The organism is Mycobacterium paraffinicum (assembly GCF_001907675.1).
In the GTDB taxonomy this organism is placed as follows: domain Bacteria; phylum Actinomycetota; class Actinomycetes; order Mycobacteriales; family Mycobacteriaceae; genus Mycobacterium; species Mycobacterium paraffinicum_A.
The window spans coordinates 31,241-46,005 of sequence record NZ_MPNT01000029.1 but is presented as its reverse complement, the minus strand read 5'-3'; the positions used below and the strand labels follow the sequence as shown (position 1 = coordinate 46,005).

12 protein-coding genes and 1 riboswitch are annotated in these 14,765 nt (G+C 68.5%); of the genes, 5 read left to right on the top strand and 7 right to left on the bottom strand.

What is annotated here, in order from left to right; genetic code table 11:
- Positions 1-57 precede the first annotated feature (57 nt).
- Complete coding sequence (locus BRW65_RS23985) at positions 58-1,002, top strand: NADP-dependent oxidoreductase (protein WP_073878841.1); 945 nt, start codon at positions 58-60, stop codon at positions 1,000-1,002.
- Here the strand turns inward: BRW65_RS23985 and BRW65_RS23980 are convergent.
- Both BRW65_RS23980 and BRW65_RS31440 read right to left on the bottom strand, forming a co-directional pair.
- On the bottom strand, positions 994-2,748 hold the full coding sequence (locus tag BRW65_RS23980) for an NRAMP family divalent metal transporter (protein WP_073878839.1): 1,755 nt from the start codon (positions 2,746-2,748) through the stop codon (positions 994-996). The two genes, BRW65_RS23985 and BRW65_RS23980, sit on opposite strands and share 9 nt — an antisense overlap.
- A 19-nt stretch (positions 2,749-2,767) precedes the next feature.
- Positions 2,768-2,977 (bottom strand): hypothetical protein, encoded by a 210-nt coding sequence (locus BRW65_RS31440; protein WP_139273222.1) that lies wholly within the window; start codon positions 2,975-2,977, stop codon positions 2,768-2,770.
- A 274-nt stretch (positions 2,978-3,251) separates the two neighbouring features.
- Positions 3,252-3,438, bottom strand: a riboswitch (M-box (ykoK) riboswitch).
- A gap of 125 nt (positions 3,439-3,563) precedes the next feature.
- On the opposite strand from BRW65_RS31440, the gene BRW65_RS23975 reads away from it, so the two are divergent.
- The gene (locus BRW65_RS23975) at positions 3,564-4,223 is read left to right on the top strand and encodes an O-methyltransferase (protein ID WP_073878837.1); all 660 of its coding nucleotides are present in this window, start codon (positions 3,564-3,566) and stop codon (positions 4,221-4,223) included.
- Here the strand turns inward: BRW65_RS23975 and BRW65_RS23970 are convergent.
- Positions 4,220-6,274 carry an acyltransferase family protein gene (locus BRW65_RS23970; protein WP_208611915.1) on the bottom strand — a complete coding sequence of 685 codons (2,055 nt, stop codon included), beginning with the start codon at positions 6,272-6,274 and terminating at the stop codon, positions 4,220-4,222. The genes BRW65_RS23975 and BRW65_RS23970 overlap by 4 nt on opposite strands.
- Before the next feature lie 274 nt (positions 6,275-6,548).
- Here BRW65_RS23970 and BRW65_RS23965 point away from each other — a divergent pair, with 274 nt between their 5' ends.
- Entirely contained in the window at positions 6,549-7,568 is a 1,020-nt protein-coding gene (locus tag BRW65_RS23965) for a zinc-dependent alcohol dehydrogenase family protein (RefSeq protein WP_073878833.1), read from the top strand.
- Positions 7,569-7,579: 11 nt separating this feature from the next.
- Here the strand turns inward: BRW65_RS23965 and BRW65_RS23960 are convergent, their stop codons facing one another.
- Genes BRW65_RS23960 through BRW65_RS23945 form a run of 4 tightly spaced genes read right to left on the bottom strand, consistent with a single transcriptional unit; the run spans position 7,580 to position 12,325 of the window.
- Complete coding sequence (locus BRW65_RS23960; protein WP_208611914.1) at positions 7,580-8,362, bottom strand: SDR family NAD(P)-dependent oxidoreductase; 783 nt, start codon at positions 8,360-8,362, stop codon at positions 7,580-7,582.
- Positions 8,355-9,956, bottom strand: coding sequence for an AMP-binding protein (locus BRW65_RS23955; RefSeq protein ID WP_073878829.1), 1,602 nt, complete (start codon positions 9,954-9,956; stop codon positions 8,355-8,357). The genes BRW65_RS23960 and BRW65_RS23955 overlap by 8 nt, the downstream gene beginning before the upstream one ends.
- A 9-nt stretch (positions 9,957-9,965) precedes the next feature.
- Positions 9,966-10,706: a GntR family transcriptional regulator gene (locus tag BRW65_RS23950; RefSeq protein ID WP_073878827.1), complete on the bottom strand. Its 741-nt coding sequence runs from the start codon at positions 10,704-10,706 to the stop codon at positions 9,966-9,968.
- Positions 10,706-12,325, bottom strand: a complete 1,620-nt coding sequence (locus BRW65_RS23945) for a Vgb family protein (protein ID WP_073878825.1) — start codon at positions 12,323-12,325, stop codon at positions 10,706-10,708. Before BRW65_RS23945 ends, BRW65_RS23950 begins: the two co-directional genes overlap by 1 nt.
- Before the next feature lie 218 nt (positions 12,326-12,543).
- Here BRW65_RS23945 and BRW65_RS23940 point away from each other — a divergent pair, with 218 nt between their 5' ends.
- Both BRW65_RS23940 and BRW65_RS23935 read left to right on the top strand, forming a co-directional pair.
- The gene (locus BRW65_RS23940) at positions 12,544-13,392 is read left to right on the top strand and encodes an SDR family NAD(P)-dependent oxidoreductase (RefSeq protein WP_073878823.1); all 849 of its coding nucleotides are present in this window, start codon (positions 12,544-12,546) and stop codon (positions 13,390-13,392) included.
- Positions 13,389-14,765: an aromatic ring-hydroxylating oxygenase subunit alpha gene (locus BRW65_RS23935; RefSeq protein ID WP_073878821.1), complete on the top strand. Its 1,377-nt coding sequence runs from the start codon at positions 13,389-13,391 to the stop codon at positions 14,763-14,765. Before BRW65_RS23940 ends, BRW65_RS23935 begins: the two co-directional genes overlap by 4 nt.

The following is a 14,765-nucleotide window of genomic DNA, read 5'->3' as shown; positions in this document are numbered from 1 at the left end:
TTTTGCGTGCCTATGCTGGCGTGCGGGACGGATGCTCGCGGTGGGAGGGAGATTGTCATGACGGCTGGTGGGGCGCGCGCCGTACGGTTCGACCGGTACGGGGGCCGCGAGGTGTTGTACGTCGCCGACGTCGACATGCCCAGGCCGGGGCCGGGCGAGGTGGTCGTCGAGGTTCGCGCCGCCGGGATCAACCCCGGCGAGGCGGCCATCCGAAGCGGCGCGATGCATGAGATGTTTCCCGCGACCTTCCCATCCGGGGAGGGCAGCGACCTTGCCGGGATCGTGACCGAGGTGGGCCCCGGGGTCAGCGAATTCGCCTTAGGTGACGAGGTTTTGGGGTTCAGCCTCCGCCGATCCAGCCACGCGACCCACGCCGCGGTCCCGGTGGGCCAGCTGATTCGCAAACCGCCTCGACTCGGTTGGGAGGTGGCGGGTTCCCTCTACGTCGTCGGCGTGACGGCGTACGCGGCCGTCCGGGCGGTGGCACCGCAACCGGGTGAGACGGTCGGCGTCTCGGCGGCCGCGGGCGGGGTGGGCAGCCTCGCCGTGCAACTCCTGGTGCTCCGCGAGGCGCGGGTGCTCGGCATCGCCGGACCGGGCAATGCCGACTGGCTGCGGGCCCACGGCGTCACCCCGATCCCGTATGGGAACGGGCTGGCCGATCGGTTGCACGAGGCGGCGCCGGCCGGGATCGACGCGTTCATCGACCTGTTCGGCCCCGACTACGTGCAGCTCGCCGTCGACCTCGGCGTCGCACCCGAGCGAATCGACACCATCATCTCGTTCCAGAAGGCCGCCGAGGTGGGCGCCAAGACGGAAGGCAGCGCCGAGGCGTCGACGCCGGAAGTGTTGGCAGAGATGGCCGATCTCGTCACCAGTGGCGCGATCGATTTCGAGGTCGCTGCCACCTATCCGCTCGATCGGGTCGCCGACGCCTACGAAGAACTGGAGAAGCGCCACACCCGCGGCAAAATCGTTCTGCTGCCTACGGATTCACATTGACGCGGCGGGGCCCACGACGCCGGCCTGCACGATCTTGACCACCACCAGCGCGACCGCGACGACCAGATAGGCCCGCAGGGTGAACAACCCCGCGCGGCGAACGGGCGACATCGCGGGGCGGGCCAGGCCGGCGAGGCTGGGGGTCTGCCAATTCATCCGATCCTGCCGGCGGACGGCGCGGCGTTCGGCGCGGGTGAGCGTCGGGGCGTCGTCGAGCTCGTCGACCTGCTCGGGGTCGAGTCCGCCCCCGAGGGCCCGTACCAGGGCCTCGGCGTCGCGCAACTTGGTATAGCGGCGGCCGGCGACGATGACGGCGGCGCCGCCGATCACCCCGATCGCCGCGCCGACCGCCAGCCCAACCTCGATGGTGGACGTGGCGACGCCAGGGAAGAACGTCGTCGCGGTCAGCGCCAGAGACAGCAGCACCAGCGCCCACACGGTCGTCCACGCCACGATGTTCTGCCGCACGCTGTTCGCCCACGGACCCAGCAACGCGCGGTCATTGCACAGCAGCACCAGGAACACGGTCGCCGAGGGCAGTAGGACACCGGCGAGAGCCTGCACACCCTGGGTCACCAGACCCAGGACATGGTCGGGGCTGAACGCCACCGCCGCCGACACCACGAGCAGCAGCGCGTAGCCGCCGTAGAACAAGGGAGCCTCGCTGATCTTCCAGTGCAGCGAATGCCTCCTGCCCATCGCGTCCCCGATCGCATAGGTGGTAGCCAGGCCGATGGCGTTCGCGCCGATCAGCGATGCGTCGAGCAGGACGATCGCGAACAGCGTGCCGACCGTGCCGCCGAGGTGTCTGGACAACCCGGCAGCCACCGCGCCGGCGTCCGTGAAGTGGCCCGCGTCCGGCGTGCCTGCCAGACCGAACGCGGTGACCGCCATCAACGCGGTCGCGCCGACCATGACCACGACGATCCCGATCGCCAAATCGGCTCGGGCGTAACCCATCCAGCGGGCGGTGATGCGCTTGTCCACCACGTTGGACTGCTGGAAGAACAGCTGCCAGGGCGCGACCGTGGTGCCCACGATGGCGATCACCAACAGTAGCACGGCGGAGTTGACCCCGCCCGCGAAGCCCGGAATCAGGCCGCCCGCAACCCCGCTCGCCGTCGGATGCGCCAACAGCACCATCGGGATGACGAGGACGTTCACCGCGATCAGCAGGAACATCAGCCCCTCCCAGCGGCGGAACGATCCCCCGGCCACCACCGCGAAGAGCAGGACGGCGGCGGCGGGGATCGCAATCACCTTGGGACAGCCCAGGAACCCGAGCGCCAGTGCGACGCCGATGAATTCGGTGACGATCGTCAAGGCGTTGAGGAGCAGCAGGTCGCCGACGCTGAACGCGCCCCAGAACTTACCGAATCGCTCGAAGATCAAGCGCGCATGGCCGACTCGGGTGACCGCGCCGAGCCTGAGCACCATTTCCTGGTTCACGTACAGCACCGGGATCAGCAGCGCGAGCGTCCACAACAGCGCCATCCCACAGTTCTGACCGGCCTGCGCGTACGTCGCTACGCCGCCGGCGTCGTTGTCCCCCACCATCACGATCAGCCCGGGGCCGCTGATGACCATCAGCGTGCGCAGGCGGCGCCAGCGACCGCCGGCGGCCCCGGCGCCGTCGCGCCCGATACGGCCGAACGCGCCGACGATGTCGCCGGCGTGTGCCGTGGCCGGACTCGTTGGCGCGGCCGCCGCGACGGCGCCCAGGGCCTCGGATGAGACGGGGGTCATGGTGTGTTCGCCCGAATCGTCAGCGGCGGTCGCCGGCCGAGGGGTGCCCGCCCAACGATGCCGTGACCACCGCGATCGGCATCCGCGACACGTACAGGTTGGCCCGCTCCTGGGGAGTCAGGGCGCTGCGCGCGTGCAACTTGGTCGCCAGCAGGCGCGCCGACCGCAGCAAGGCCCAGCCGCGCCCCCCGGTACGGCCGGTAACCCGATGTGTGACAACAAAAGCCATGATCTTCTCCTTCAAGGGAGGCCCGATCGGCTCAGATCAGGCGGGCAGCAACGGCAGGTCGCGGGCGCTTCGATGCGCGCGAATTGCCGACGATGACCGCGAAAGCTCAAGCGGCAGAACGAATGCCGGAACCGGATCGGGACAAGACGGATTTCGGATAGGGACTATCGCCCGGACTCATCTCGCGCCCTCACCTCCTCACGGCCACGACACGCGCGGGTGTCATCACGTCACCTGAAACGGGAGGGAAGCGAATGACGGCTAAACGCCGACGATCGCACCCCTCTCGTCGGAGCTTCGGCACTGCACGGCGTATCCGGAAACTTGACCGACGGTCGTTCCGGAAGCCACTTGGGCTCAACCCTTGGGTCCGGGAAGAGCTGTCCTGACCCGGGGCGTCTCTCGACGTTCGGGGTCAGTGGCCTGTGTCCATGCAGACGCCTCACCTACCGAGGTGCTTGCGAAACCCTTTCTACACCGCGGCCCAGTGCCCGTCAAACTCATTTGCGTAACCATTACGGCAGGTCGTGGCCCCTGCTGGCGCCACGCAGCCGCTCGCGCCCTACCGACGCCTACCCTCGACGGCATGGCCAACACTCTCCGCGATCCGAAGGTCGCGTCCGCCCTCGACCACATGTACACCGAAGCAAAGGACCAGATGTCGCTGCTGCGTCAGCGAATTGGCGACTTTGACCGGCCGATGACCGCGCAGCAGCGCGCCGACGCGATGAGCGAGTTCTACATCCCGGTCACGCCCGAGGCCGGCCGGTTGCTCTACGCGCTGGTGCGCGCGACCCGTCCGGCGACAGTCGTCGAGTTCGGCATGTCGTTCGGCATCTCCGCCGTCCACCTGGCGTCGGCGGTGCGCGACAACGGCGCCGGCCGGGTGGTGACGACCGAGCTCAACGACTCCAAGATCACCGCGGCGCGGCAGACATTCGCCCAGACGGGCCTCGACGACTTGATCACCATCCTCGAAGGGGACGCGCTGGCCACGCTGGCCGGCCTCGACGGACCGGTCGATTTCGTGCTGCTCGACGGCTGGAAGGACCTGTACCTGCAGGTGCTCGGGCTGCTCGAACCGCGGCTGTCGACGGGTGCGTTGGTGGTCGCCGACAACACCAACGCCGCCGACACCCAACCGTATCTGGACCGCGTGCGTGATCCCGAAAACGGGTACGTCAGCTTCAACTTCGCCGTCCGGGACAGCGACAGCATGGAAATCAGCTGCCGCACCGGGGCTTAACGCAGGGATTCCTCGAGCCACGGCGTCAGCCACTTCACCCCTTCGGGGGTGAGGTGGACGCCGTCGCTGCGCACCTTGATGCCGTCGACCTTGGCGGTGTAAACACCGTCCGGACATAGCTTTTTGTTCAGGTCCAGGATTTGCACGTTCGGGTGGTGGCTGACCGCCTTGCGCAGCATGGTGTTCCACAGGTTGACTCGATCGGGTTGGTCCTCGGGATACAGCCGCCCGTCCGGCTTTTCGCCACCCCTGCTGTATGGCACCGTGGCGACCACCACTCGAACCCCGGTGGAACCCACGATGTTCAACGCCCGCTCCAGCTCGCCGTTGAGGTAGGCGTCGAAGGTGGGGTCACCGATGTGGGTCCACTGACCCTCGTTGACCCGGTCGACGGTTTCCCAGCGGCCGATGACCAACAGCGCGACGTCGGGTCGGTCCTGGGCGACCTGGGTCGACCATCTGATCGGCCAGCCGTCGCACTCGGGCCGCTGCTCCAGGGTCTGCCCGATGTACCGGTACGGCGTGCCGCGCACCAGGCTGCAGCCGATGACCGTGTGGTCGAGGAACGCGAACCCCGGCGTCGGCGGCAGGTAGTGCATCCAGGTCCACCCGATCGAATCGCCGAACACGGAAACGGTGAACGGCCGGTTGGGATCGCGGGGACCGGCGGGGCGGCTGCCACCCGGCGGCGACGGGGACACGGCGGCGACGGCCGAGACTCCCGGCGGCAGGCCGACCTCGCGCAGGCCGGGACCGGTCCCCACCGGTATCACCAGCAGGGTCACGGCGGCGGCGCTGGCCACGGTCGCCGCCGCCAACGGCAACAGCGGCACCCGCGTCGGCCGCCAGCGGCGGATCGGTTGTTCGATCAGCCACCAGGACGCGGCGGCGAGCGCCACCGTCGCGCCGCACCGCGCGCCGAACAGCGGGAGCCCACTCCATCCGGTGTGTTCGCCGTTGAGCGCCAGGAAGATTGGCCAGTGCCACAGGTAGACGCCGTAGGAGATGGTGCCCAGCCACACCAGCGGCGGCGCGGCCAGGATGCGGGCGACCGCCCCGCGCTGCTCTAAGGCCACCGGCGCCACGACGACGACGGACGCGATCGCGACGCCGATGAGCAGACCGTGGCGGAATTCGCCGCTCCCGCCGGTCGCGTAGTGGGTCGCCGCCGCAAGCCCCATCAATCCGACGAGCGGCAGGACGCGGGCGACGCGCCGCGCCCACCGGGTTCGGATCAGGCACCAGCCGCGGTTCAGCGACGGCCAATCGCGGACCAGTAGAGCCGCCGCAGCGGCGCCGGTCAGCAGCGCCTGTGCGCGGGTATCGGTGCCGAAGTAGACGCGATCACGGGTGGCGTCGGACACCATCACCATGGCGACCGCGGCCGACGCCAGAGCCCCCACGGTGGCGATGACGAACGTCGCGAATCGGACACCACCTACGGTGGCCCGGGTGAAGCGGCGCCTCGCGCGCGCGGCCAACAGCAGCGTCACCGCGATCAGCAGCACCGGCCATACGAAGTAGTACTGCTCCTCCACCCCGAGTGACCAGGTGTGTTGCAGCGGCGAGGGTGGGGCGCCCTGCGTGAAGTAGTCGGTCTTCTGTGCGACGAACCGCCAGTTCGCCATCCACAGGAACGCCGCGATCGCGTCGTCGCGCAGGCCGGTGAGGGAGCGGTCGGGAAGTAGTTGGCGGGCCGCGCCCACCGCGAGCACCATCAGCACCAGGGCCGGCAGCAGGCGCCGCGCGCGGCGGATCCAGAAGCCGGTCAGCTCGATCCGGCCGGTTCGGCCGAGTTCGTCGAGGAGCAGTGAGGTGATCAGGAAACCGCTGAGCACGAAGAAGACGTCGACGCCGATGAATCCGCCGCCCACCCCGGGGATGCCGCCATGCCCGACGAGCACCAGCGCGACGGCGATCGCGCGCAGCCCGTCGAGCGCCGGAATCCCGTTGCGCCGCTCCGGCTTGTCCCAGATCGCCAGCCGACCGGCCCTGCGCACGGGAGCGACCCACCGGGCCCGCCGACCACGACGAGCCGGCGCGGGATGGATCCCGCCCGGCTCAGCGCTCGCGGTTAGCGCGCCCTGACCACCTTGTCGCCCGGCGCCATAGTTGATGCCGATACGTCGCTGCCCCTCCTCTTGATCGGAGCCAGCTTAAAGGCGACGGTGGCGCTTGCACGGAAGACACGCAACGGTTTTCCGACTTCGTCCGGAGATCCAGGCGCGGGCACGCGACTGAGCGGCGCCGCCGCCCGCGCGGCCGAAGGGCGTCGCGACTAGGGTCGAGAAACGAAGAAGCGATGATGCAGAGGAAGGCCCACCAATGCGCGGCGTCGTGATGCATGCCCCGGGGGACGTGCGAGTCGAAGACCGGGGCGACCCGGAGATCATCCACCCGACGGACGCGATCATCAAGATGTCCGCGACCTGCATCTGCGGTTCGGATCTGTGGCCGTATCGCGGCGCCGACGACGTTCACGACGCACCCATGGGACACGAATACGTGGGCATCGTGGAAGAGGTCGGCAGCGACGTCCGCAACGTCCGGCGGGGCCAATTCGTCGTCGGCTCGTTCGTCGCCTCGGACAACACCTGCGAGATCTGCCGGGCGGGCTACCAGAGCCGCTGTGTGCACGCTGAGCTGATGGGCCACATCGGCACCCAGGCCCAGTACGCGCGGATCCCGCTGGCCGACGGCACCTTGGTGGCCACGCCCGAGACGCCGCCGGCCGAGATGATCCCCAGCCTGCTGGCGGCCTCCGACGTGTTGGGCACCGGCTGGTTCGCCGCGGTGGCGGCCGAGGCCGGTCCCGGCAAGACCGTCGCGGTGGTCGGCGACGGAGCGGTCGGACTGCTCGGGGTCCTGGCCGCCAGGCAACTCGGAGCCGAACGGGTCATCGCGATGAGCCGGCACCCCGATCGCCAGGCGTTGGCCCGTGAATTCGGGGCGACGGACATCGTCGAAGAACGCGGCGACGAAGGTGTGGCCAGGATCAGGGATCTGACCAACGGCCTCGGCGCCCACAGCGTTGTCGAGGCGGTCGGCACCCAGCAATCGATGATGCAAGCGATCTCCTGCACGCGGCCGGGCGGTCACGTCGGCTTCGTCGGCCTCTCGCACGACGTCGCGCTGCCCGGCGATGAGCTGTTCTCCTCCATGGTGCACCTGCACGGCGGCCTGGCCCCGGTACGCCGATTCCTGCCCGAGCTGATCAGGCTGATCTGGGACGGAGAGATCAACCCCGGCAAGGTGTTCGACCTGAACCTTCCGCTCCAGGACGCCGCCGAGGGCTACAAGGCGATGGACGAGCGCCGCGCGGTCAAGGTGCTGCTCACCGTCTGAGGACCGACTCCTCAGCGATCGACCCAACGCGAGTTCAACGCGAAGTCCGACAGATACTTCGTGGAACTCCAGCCGCCATCGACGACGATCGTCTGCCCGTTGATGAAACTGCCACCCTCCGAACACAGGAACGCGACGGTGCTGGCCATGTCATCGATGGTCCCGAGCCGCTGATGCGGCGTCATTTCGGTGTTGATCTTTCGGAACCTTTCGTCTTCCAACCGCTTTTCGACCATCGGAGTGACCGTCACGCCGGGTGCCACAGCGTTGCACCGGATGCCGGCCGCCCCGTACTGGCAGGCGATGTGGGTGGTGAGTGCGGTCAGCCCGCCCTTGGCCGCCGAGTAGGCGCCGCCGCGTAGGCCGCCGACGACCGCGAAAGTCGATGTGACGTTGATGATCGCCGACCCGGGCCCCATGTGGGGCAGCACCTCACGCGCCAGCCTGAACGGTGCCCGCAGCATCAAACTCAGGAAGTAGTCGAGTGTTTCGTCGTCGGTCTCGTGCAGCGGTTTCGGGCTGCCCACCCCGGCGTTGTTGATGAGGAAGTCGATGTGACCCCAGCGGCTGACCGCGAGGTCCACGATGCGGCCCGGCGCGTCGTCCTGGGTCAGATCGACCGCGAGTGTCGCGACGCGGCTCGGATCGTTGATGGACCTTTCCAGCTCGGCCAGCCGGCGCTGATCACGGCCCGTACCGACGATTGCCATCCCCATATCGGCGAGCTTCTTTGCGCATCCCAGGCCGATGCCGCTGTTTGCTCCCGTAACGATTGCGACCTGCATATCACCCATCTACCTTCGTCAACGCCACCTTGATCTGCTGCTTGAGCACCTTTCCCGCGTCGTTCTTCGGCAGCGCGTCCCAGAAGACAACCTGTTCTGGCGCCTTGAATTTGGCGACGCCCTTGCTCTGCAGCAGGGCAAGCAGGCTCGTGACGTCCGGCCGGGACGAACCCGCGGGAACGATCACCGCGCAGGCGCGCTCTCCGGTGCGGTCGTCGGGTAGCCCCACGACCGCGATCTCGGCCACCCCCGGATGATCGGCCAGCAAGTCTTCGACTTCCTTGGCCGAAATGTTCTCGCCGTTGCGGATGATGACGTCCTTGGCCCTGCCGGTCACCACGAGGTAGTGACCGTCGACCCAGCGCCCCAGGTCGCCCGTGCGGAAATAGCCTGCATCGTCGAACGATTCGGCGTCGTCCGCGGCGTGCAGGTAGCCCAGCAGCATCTGCGGCCCCCGGACGCAGATTTCGCCCTCGCCGGCCGGCGCGGCCTGGTGCGCGGCGAGTTTGATCTCGGCGATGCCCGCGCGCCCGTCGGTGTCGGCGGCGCGCGCGGCCTCGTCCGGCCTTGGCGCGCCGACCGTCGTGACCGGCACCTCCGTACAGCCGTAAACCCGGGTGATCGCCGCCCGGTCGAAATACGCGCCGGCCCGGCGGATCAAAGACGGCGACACGGCGGCCCCACCACAGATGAACACCTTCAACGCGGGCAGCCGGCTGCCGGCGCGCTCGGCGGCGGAGAGCAGTTGTTGCAGAAACGGTGTCGCCCCGGCCATGTGGGTGCACCGCTCGCCCTCCATCAGCGTCACGGCCACCGATGGGTCCCACCGGTCCATCAGGATCGCGGAGGTGCCCAGCAGCAGCGGGCACTCGAACGCATAGATCGACCCGCCGATGTGTGCGACCGGCGACGGCACCAGGAACGCGTCGCCGGGGTCGACGTCCCAGTGGTCACGTATCTGGCAGATCAACGCATGGATCGAATTGTGGCTGTGCAGCACGCCTTTCGGCCGCCCTGAGGTTCCGGAGGTGTAGAGGACCATCCGCACGGCATCGGGATCCAGGCTCGGGAGCTGGGCCGCTTCCGGCCGCTGGGCCAGCAGCTCCGGGTACGGCGTGTGCGGGCCGGCGTCTCCGCGCAGCACCACCACTTCGGGGGCCCGCTCCATCGCGGCCGTCACGCCGTCAAGCATCGCCGCGTAGTCGTGGCCGCCGAACCGGTGTGGGACGAAGATAATGGCGGCGCCGACGTCTTCGAGGATGAAGCGCAGCTCGCGGTCGCGCAGCGACGGCAGGATGGGGTTCACCACCATCCCGGCCAGGGTGGCGGCCAGATAGATGATCGCGGCCTCGTGCCAGTTGGGCAGCATGAACGACACGACGCTGCCCTCCGGCATGCGCGCTAGCAGGGCGTTCGCCAACGCGGTGGCCCGGGCGTAGAGCGTGGCGGCGTCGAGCCGAATGTCCCCGTCTACCAGCACAACACGCTGTGGCGAGGTCGCCGCGGCCACGAGCAGGGAGTCGGCCAGCGTGGCATGGACCCACAGCTCGCGCCGGTACGCGTCTGCCGCGCGTGCGGGGTCGTGGCGAGCCGGGGCGATCACCGCAACAACCTAGTCCTTCACGCGGCGCATTGTCATCGCGTACCGGAAGTCCGAGGACAGATGGGTGTTGATCGTGACCTGGGCGACCTGGCCATCAGAGGTCTGGTAGGTGCGCTGCATCTGCAGGGCGGCCATCCCCGCTTCGACCCCGAGGCCGTCAGCCTCCTCGGGTGAGAGCGCCACTGCGGCGATCTCTTGGTGTAGCTCGGCGATGGTGACGCCAAACAGGTCCTCGATCAACGGGAAGATCGGGCCGGCGTGCCGTTGCAGCAACCTGCCGACCGCCGCGAAATCGCGGTTGATGTAGTACTCCGTTCGGCACAGGGGCGCCGACGCGCCATCGGCCCGCCGGTACCCGCGCACGCTCAACCACTCTGTGCCGGTGGGCAATCCGGTCCGAGCGGACAGCTCGTCGTCGATGGTCACCATCGCGTTGGACTCGATGGTCAGCTGCGCGCCGGCCGCGAACATCAGCAGGTCGTCGATTGACAGCGCGTCCTGCGCATAGGAGCTGGAGGCGGGGCGCGGAACCACCCGCGTGCCCGCTCGCGGCCGGGACGCGACGAGGTTGTCGTCGCGCAGCCGGCGCAGCGCCTCCCGAATGGTGTAGCGACTGACCGCGAATCGCTCGCACAGCTGATGCTCCGTCGGCAGCTGCGAGCCGACCGGATAGACGCCGTCGACGATCTCCTTACGCAGTGTGCGGGCGATCTGAAGGTAGCGGTGTTCACCCGCGACGGCCTGGGGCATCAGTCGCCGTCCCGCGACGGGCGCAGGGCCAGGACGCTGCCGTCGCCGTCGGCCGAGAGGTAGAGGGTGCCGTCGGGCGCGGACGCGATGCCGGCAAAAGGGCCCTGCGGGCCGGAAAACGGGGGCATCCCTTTCAACGGTTTGGGCACCACACCCGGCGGCGGGCCGACCGGCAACCCCGATGCGATGACGCGGCGGCCCTGGCCGTGCAGGTCGAAGGCGACCAGTTGCTTGGCGCCGGCGTCGACGACGTAGAGCACGCCGTCGCGCACCAGAATGCCCTGCGGGCGTTGCAGATCCGCCGCCACGATGTCGCTCCTGGATCCGCTCACCCTGACGACCCGCCCGGCCTCTGCCACCAGGCACGCGCCGTCCGCGTCGATCGCGATGCCGACCGGTTCCCGCAGGCCGGTGCCCAGCACCTGGACGCCGCCCGCCGCCAGCGACAGCACCCGCCCGGTGCCCAGCTCGGCGAAGACGACGCCGTTGCGACCGACCGCGACGCCATAGAGCTGGTCGAAACCGTCGGCCAGTACCTCACTTTCGCCGGTCGCCGGCCGGTACCGGGCCACCTGACCACCCGAGGTGGTCACGATGAACTCGCCGGGCCCGCTCGGCGCGACGCCGCGCAGAAACCCGGGATAACCGGCACTGAACAACATGCCCACGGTCTGCAACGACCCGTCCGGCTGGAGGACGTAGAAGTAGGTGCCGTCGGCGATGTAGAGGCGACCGTCGTGGTCCACGGCCAGGTCCAGTGGCCAGTTGAGCCCCCCGGGCAGAACCGTTCGCGTCGCGCCGTTCGAGGCGATCTCGGTGACCTCTCCGGTGAAGTTCGATGCGAGCACCCGGTCGCCGACCAACGTGCAGTTGTCCAGGCCGGGGTTCAGTTGGGCCAACACCCGCCGCTCGCCGCTGCGGGGATCGATGCGAAGGACCTGGCCGCTGGCGACCTGGGTCGAGACGATGTGGCCGCCGCGGTCGAACTTCACCGAGTCGGGTACCCCGAGATCGGCTGCGACGCACTGCGGCTCGCCGCCGTCGGGATCGACGCGCCAGATCTCGTTGGCGCCCATCACCGGGAAATACAGCAGGCCGTCGGGGCCGACCTCCATCGCGTTCGGTGACGGGACGTTCTCTAACAGCACCCGCGGCGATCCGCCACCCGGGTCGAGCTCCAGCAGCCGCCCGCCCTCGCGGCATTCGCCGACGAACAACCGGTCCCGGTAAAACGTGATCCCGTTCGCCGACGGAATGTCGGCACGCAGCACCCGGGTTCGCCCGGCGGTGTCGAGCACACTGACCCGGCCGTCCATGACTTCGGTGGCGTACAGGTTGCCGCTGGCGTCGAACGCGACGTCATCGGGAGCCACGATTTCGCCGCCCTTGGGGCTCACGGTTTCCAGCCGGCCGGTGCGGTGATCCAGTGCGCTGATCTGACTGCCGGTCACCTGCGCGATGTAGACGCGGCCGTCCGGGCCGGTGCGCAGCCCGTTGGCGCCGAACAGCCGGCTGGGAGCGGTGACCCGATCCAGGCGCCAGCCTTCCGCCACATCGACCTGGTGATGGAGGGGCGCATACCGTGATGGTTCCGCCGCGGTGGCCCGTGAAATCGACATGCCTCGCCGCGATCCTTCCGTCGGCCGTTCGCGCTGGACGTTATCAATTGCGCTAGTCCAGACAATAGCCGCCAGTCCCGCCGGCATCGGTCTTGACAGTCGCATCCGGCGATCGGAATAGTATTCTCCGAACGGCAGAATGGCATATTTTGTCCGGACCAGGAGATAGCACCGCCCGCCGCACGCATGCCGGCGTTCGCAGCGGGGGAAAGCGGGCCATGGAGGACTTCCTCAGACTCGACGGTCGCATCGTGGTGGTCTCCGGCGCCGGCGGCGGCGGGATCGGCACCACCGTGTCGGCGATGGCCGCCCGGGCCGGCGCCACCGTGATCGCGGTGAGCCGGTCGAAGGAAAACCTCGACGAGCACATCGCCCCGCTGGCCGGCCAGGGTCTGGCGGTGGTGCCCGTCGCGGCCGACGCGTCGACCGACGACGGCATCGCCGCGGTGCTCGACCAAGCCCGGCGCGCCGAGGGCAACCTGTACGGACTCGTCAATGTCGCCGGCGGCGCCGCGCCATCGACATGGATGCCATCCACCCGGGTGACGCGACGGGACTGGCGGGATATCTTCGCCGCGAACCTCGAGACCGCGTTCTTCATGAGCCAGGCCGTGGCGGGCGAGCTGGTGGCACAGCAGCGGCCGGGATCCATCGTGTCGATCTCGTCGATCAGCGGCATGAACACGGCGCCCTTCCACATCGCCTACGGCACCGCCAAGGCCGCCATCGCCGCGATGACCCGGACCATGGCACTCGAACTGGCGTTGGCGGGAATCCGGGTGAACGCCGTGGCGCCCGGGGTCACCGAGACCGCCGCGTCGCGCACCTACGTCGAGCAGGACCCGGACCGGGATCGGCGGGCGATCGCGATGGGCAGGCGCGGCCGGCCCGAGGAACAGGCGGGCGCCATCCTGTTCCTGCTGTCGGAACTCTCCAGCTACATCACCGGACAGACGCTGCTGGTCGACGGTGGGCTAGACCTCAAATGGAGTCATCTCGACGCCGACAACACGTCGGTGTTCCTCAAGGACGAATCCTTCCGCGCGGCCATCAGGAGGATGCGATGACCGATCTCGCCAAGGGGATGAATGCCTCGGCGGCCGAAGAACTTTCGCGACCGATGACGATCGGGGTCGAGGCCTACATCTCCGAAGACTATGCCCGTGCCGAGCGCGACAAGCTGTGGCGGAAGGTATGGCAACAGGTTGGCCGCGTCGAAGAGTTGCCCGAGGTGGGCAGCTATCTGACCTACGACATCCTCGACGACTCGATCATCGTGGTGCGCACCGGATCCCGCGAATTCAAGGCCCACCACAACGTGTGCATGCACCGCGGCCGCCGGTTGATCGACACACCCGATGGCGCAAAGAACGCCCACGGCCGCGCCCGCAAGTCGTTCGTCTGCGGATTCCACGGGTGGACCTACGGTCTGGACGGGGCGTGCACCCACATCCGCGAACAACAGGACTGGCAGCAGACCCTCACACCCGACAACACCCACCTGCGGCCCGTCAGGGTCGACACCTGGGGCGGGTGGCTGTGGATCAACATGGACCCCGACTGCGAATCGCTGGCCGACTACCTGTTCCCCGCGGCGAAGATTCTCGACCCCTTCGGGTGTGAGAACATGCGCTACAAATGGCGCAAATGGCTGTCCTTCGACTGCAACTGGAAGGTCGCGCTGGAGGCCTTCAACGAGACCTACCACGTCTACACCACCCACCCCGAGTTCAATAAGTTCGGCGAATTCAAGGGCTGGGCGAAGGCGCAGGGCAAACACAGCAACATCGGCTATGACGCCCCGGAGGACATGGAGGCCACCAAGTCCAAGATCCGCCTCGGCATCGGCGACGATCCGCGCGTGTCCACCGCCCAGATGCAGGTGTACACGATGGAGGAGACGAACGCCACCACCACCCAAACCCTGGTGAACGCCGCGAAGCGGTTGGTCGACGAGTTGCCCGAGGGCACACCGGCCGACAAGGTCCTCGAGCATTGGCTGGCGTCCGCGCGGCGCGACGACGAGGCCCGCGGCGTGACCTGGCCGACGATTCCCGCCGATATCCTCGGTCAGGCCGGCACCGCGTGGCAGATCTTCCCGAACTTCCAGATCGGCCAGGGCCTGACCAGCGCGCTGTGTTACAGCGCACGACCGCACCCCAGCTACAACCCCGACAAATGCATCTTCGAGGTGTCGGTCTTCGAGCTGTATCCGAAAGGCGAAGAACCCGAAACGGAGTGGGAGCACACGCCGGTCGGCGACCCCAGGTGGCGATCGGTCCTGCCACAGGATTTCTCGAACATGGCCGCCGTGCAGCAGGGCATGAAATCGCTGGGCTTCCCGGGCACCAAGCCCAACCCGTACCGGGAACGCAGCACCGTCAATCTGCACTACCAGCTGTCGAAGTACATGGGCACCGGCGAACCGCGGGAGCTTTGA

What these genes read in the sequence shown, in the direction of transcription:
- BRW65_RS23935 (WP_073878821.1), top strand. Translation starts at nt 13,389, where the DNA reads ATGACCGATCTCGCCAAGGGGATGAATGCCTCGGCGGCCGAAGAACTT.
- BRW65_RS31440 (WP_139273222.1), bottom strand. Translation starts at nt 2,977, where the DNA reads ATGGCTTTTGTTGTCACACATCGGGTTACCGGCCGTACCGGGGGGCGC.
- BRW65_RS23960 (WP_208611914.1), bottom strand. Translation starts at nt 8,362, where the DNA reads ATGGGTGATATGCAGGTCGCAATCGTTACGGGAGCAAACAGCGGCATC.
- BRW65_RS23940 (WP_073878823.1), top strand. Translation starts at nt 12,544, where the DNA reads ATGGAGGACTTCCTCAGACTCGACGGTCGCATCGTGGTGGTCTCCGGC.
- BRW65_RS23975 (WP_073878837.1), top strand. Translation starts at nt 3,564, where the DNA reads ATGGCCAACACTCTCCGCGATCCGAAGGTCGCGTCCGCCCTCGACCAC.
- BRW65_RS23965 (WP_073878833.1), top strand. Translation starts at nt 6,549, where the DNA reads ATGCGCGGCGTCGTGATGCATGCCCCGGGGGACGTGCGAGTCGAAGAC.
- BRW65_RS23980 (WP_073878839.1), bottom strand. Translation starts at nt 2,748, where the DNA reads ATGACCCCCGTCTCATCCGAGGCCCTGGGCGCCGTCGCGGCGGCCGCG.
- BRW65_RS23985 (WP_073878841.1), top strand. Translation starts at nt 58, where the DNA reads ATGACGGCTGGTGGGGCGCGCGCCGTACGGTTCGACCGGTACGGGGGC.
- BRW65_RS23950 (WP_073878827.1), bottom strand. Translation starts at nt 10,706, where the DNA reads ATGCCCCAGGCCGTCGCGGGTGAACACCGCTACCTTCAGATCGCCCGC.
- BRW65_RS23945 (WP_073878825.1), bottom strand. Translation starts at nt 12,325, where the DNA reads ATGTCGATTTCACGGGCCACCGCGGCGGAACCATCACGGTATGCGCCC.